We start from the raw sequence: 3,126 nt of genomic DNA on the forward strand, positions 1-3,126 counted from the left end.
TCGTGATGATGCAGTGTACAGTGTCTGCTTAAACATGCCGCCCGTCGCTTATATTGCGCAGGCAGAGTAAGCACAGAACGGATTGTCTTTTTCCGGGCATGAAACTATACTCCCCGCACAGGGCAATAATCCTGTGCAGTAAAGTGTTGGGCCCCGTTAATCCTCATCCGTCGCCAAACTGAAGGGATTTTCGGGGTTTTTCTTTTCTGATTTGGCACTGCCGCCTCAGATCCCTGCCACCTTCCGGCGTGGCCAGCCATCTAATCTTAACTGTCCGTAATCTATCATTCAGAAACGCTCAGGGCAATAAAGTAACCTGGTTACAACAAACCTTTCTTCCGGGCTTGTGTCTCGATTAGAGCTTCCAGCACTTCGGCCTGTGTTATTCCCTCTAACTCACAAAGCTTTACCAGTGCCTCTTTCATCTCAGTTCGGATAAAGAGACTTACTGCTTTGTGGGTTTCGCGTTTCCTCGCCTTATAGGCGCGTACGCGTTCCTTATCAGGAGTTGGCTGCTCTCTGTTACGGGTGCGTTTCTTTTCGGGGGCTGATGTTACTGAATCACGAGGACTCATGCTCGTACCCTGCTACAAAATAAGACTTTCCGCAGCATAGCATAAGCCAAATCAGTAATAAGCCTTAATTACGATACCACACAGCCACTGGCGAACAGGCTAATGCGGCTTTACGGACGGTTAAGTGGGTATATCAGTAGTGCAGTTGGTATTTCCGGAGACATTCCAGCGGTATTGCCAGTGCTGCTGATAGCGAGCGGCAAGCAACCTTACATCACCGGTGAACAGCATACTTTCGCTGCTATGCGCTACAGCCACGGGCTTTTGCCCAGAATTTGACGACGGCCACGTCAGGCGACGTGAAGCGCTAACCGGAAAAGTGGATTTTGCTGTTGAGCCAGCTTTTGTTTGCAGATACAGGCAGCAGGGCTGCTGCCTTAAAAATTATGTTGTGACTACAGTCAGGCCTTTAGCGCCAGGAAGAAAGCTTCATAGCGCATTAAGACCTTTGACAGTGACTCTGTCAGCTCTGCAGCCACAGACTAGAGTAAATTACATAATACCGGCGACGGATTTCGCCAGCTGCGCTTCCAGAACCGGCTTAGCCTCTTCAAACTTCAGGTTAACTTTGTTGGCATTAGATACCACGCGAGTCTGATATTTCATGCGGTTACCTTCTTCGCTGCTTGTCTGCAGCTTAATGCCAGAATTACCCTGCCGCAGCGCGGCTATATTGTCTGTGGTCACCGTAGACTTGCTACGCTCAGAGATCTGCAAATCGGTCACCATTGTGAAGTTAACATCTTCGACCAGCGCATCTGCGGCCATGCCCGCCAGCCCTGCCGCCAGACCAACTCCCAGAATGGCTCCACCAGAGTTACTGTTATAGGCAGTAATGCCTGCGCCCAGCGCCGCACCGGTTGCCGCACCCTCGTAGCCGGTTGAAAGGAAGCCTTGTGACTGGCGCAGGTCCATTTTCTCAGCTTTGAGCACGTTTGCCTGTATCCAGTAATACGCCGTATCAGGTGATGATTTTACTGTGTAGCCCTTAGCGCGCAGATCTTGTGCCAGCAACGTCTGTAGATCGCTCATGTCTTTGTCCGAGGTATTGCGAACCTGCAGATATACGGTCTTTTCATTTGATGGTTCAAGCCACACGGTCTGACTCATCTGGGTTTTTACATCGAGGTTACGTTTTTTAATGGCGGTTCCCATTGCACTGCAACCTGAAAGAACAAGACACGATGCGACTACAGCCGCCATGACTGAATTGCGGTTATTCATTTACTGCTCCTTGTCAAAATGAAAAACGGGGCGCACCCCGCAGCACACTTAATTGAGGGGTAAGTTGGAAAAAATAATCCCCTTCCGTCAGAGTGGCGGAAGGATTATCGGCAAAAGCGAGGAAATATTAAATATTTCTTACAAGTTAGCTGGAAATACATCTGCGTTTGACTGGCCGGAGTCAGGCCAGCTTTACTCTTACATTCCTTACAGAACACTTTAAGAGGAATATTTATAAGCAGAACTTTTGTGATTACTCCGGCCTGTTAGCTGGTCGCGAGCGTGCGGGATTTTCAATCCTGGACGCAAGGGACCCGCCAACCGCAGGGCGGCAGGCCGTTTGTTCAGTCTGCCTTGCCGGTAACCAGCACGTTCAGCAGGCCCAGGTCGGAATACGCATAGCGCAGCAGCTGCAGGCCAGCAAAAAATACCGCTGTGTTCAGGAAGGGCAGCAGCCACAGGCTCACATTGTGCATGGCCATACCGGCCAGCGGCGGCATGATAAGCGCGCTCACGCCTGTCGCCACAAACACTGCCGGAAGGTTTCGCCCGCGGATGAAGCGTCCTTTTTCCCGCGTCACCAGCTGCGGATGCAGCAGCAGGGTTACCGGCATCATGGCCGGCCGGGTTTTCATCTCCCGGATGCGCGCCGTTTCGGCTTCCGTCAGGCGGTGCGTGGCTGAGAAATCCTCAATGAAGCCGTCCACCACGTTCTGTACGGCCTCACTGCAGCGAGGCTCACCGCCTCCCTTACTCCAGCGGCGAAGCAGTGCGCCTTCTGCCCTTAACTCAGGCAGCCAGGCCATCAGCATCAACAGGGTAACGGCCACGGTGGCCGCAATAAGCAGTAATGTCATAGGGTTTACTCCAGGGTTTTTTGAGATTTATGGCCAAACTAAAACCAGCCAGACCACCATCCAATTGGTGGGATGAATAAACTCTAATATTTGTAGGGTCCTGTGACGGGCCGGTTTGGTGAGGCGGTCATAATGACTTGTTGCACGATCTCAATGTAATCATTGTTATCTTTCATTCAGTCAGCATTTCCAGCCTGGCGTCGATCATGTCTTGCGTAAGTGTTCGTTGCTGCATGGCCCATTCACCAAGCCTGATGAGGGTATTCCGATCTGGATACTTCATCAGCTTGAGATCGGTAGCATTAACCTGTGTATGGCCATTGAAGCGGCGAAAATGATCATCTACCGCTGTTGTGTTCAGGAACAAGACCAGCCCCCGGGCCAGCGCCTCGGGCAAGCCGTGTTTATTTTCGTGAAACAGGTTCAGGTGGTTCTCGAAGCCCAGCCTCGCATGATCGCCAAAGGCTGCT

General features: G+C 51.5%; 3 protein-coding genes and 1 pseudogene. All 4 read right to left on the reverse strand.

The window, feature by feature from the left end; all coding sequences use genetic code 11:
• Positions 1-320: 320 nt before the first annotated feature.
• Positions 321-575, reverse strand: a complete 255-nt coding sequence (locus BBB56_RS23160) for a RepB family protein (protein WP_123803239.1) — start codon at positions 573-575, stop codon at positions 321-323.
• A gap of 492 nt (positions 576-1,067) precedes the next feature.
• Positions 1,068-1,799 carry a complement resistance protein TraT gene (gene traT, locus BBB56_RS23165; protein WP_123803240.1) on the reverse strand — a complete coding sequence of 244 codons (732 nt, stop codon included), beginning with the start codon at positions 1,797-1,799 and terminating at the stop codon, positions 1,068-1,070.
• A 344-nt stretch (positions 1,800-2,143) separates the two neighbouring features.
• Entirely contained in the window at positions 2,144-2,656 is a 513-nt protein-coding gene (locus tag BBB56_RS23170) for a hypothetical protein (protein WP_123803241.1), read from the reverse strand.
• A 172-nt stretch (positions 2,657-2,828) separates the two neighbouring features.
• Positions 2,829-3,126: pseudogene (locus tag BBB56_RS23175) on the reverse strand (SAM-dependent methyltransferase); the annotation flags it as partial.

The organism is Candidatus Pantoea deserta, from assembly GCF_003813865.1.
Lineage (GTDB): Bacteria > Pseudomonadota > Gammaproteobacteria > Enterobacterales > Enterobacteriaceae > Pantoea > Pantoea deserta.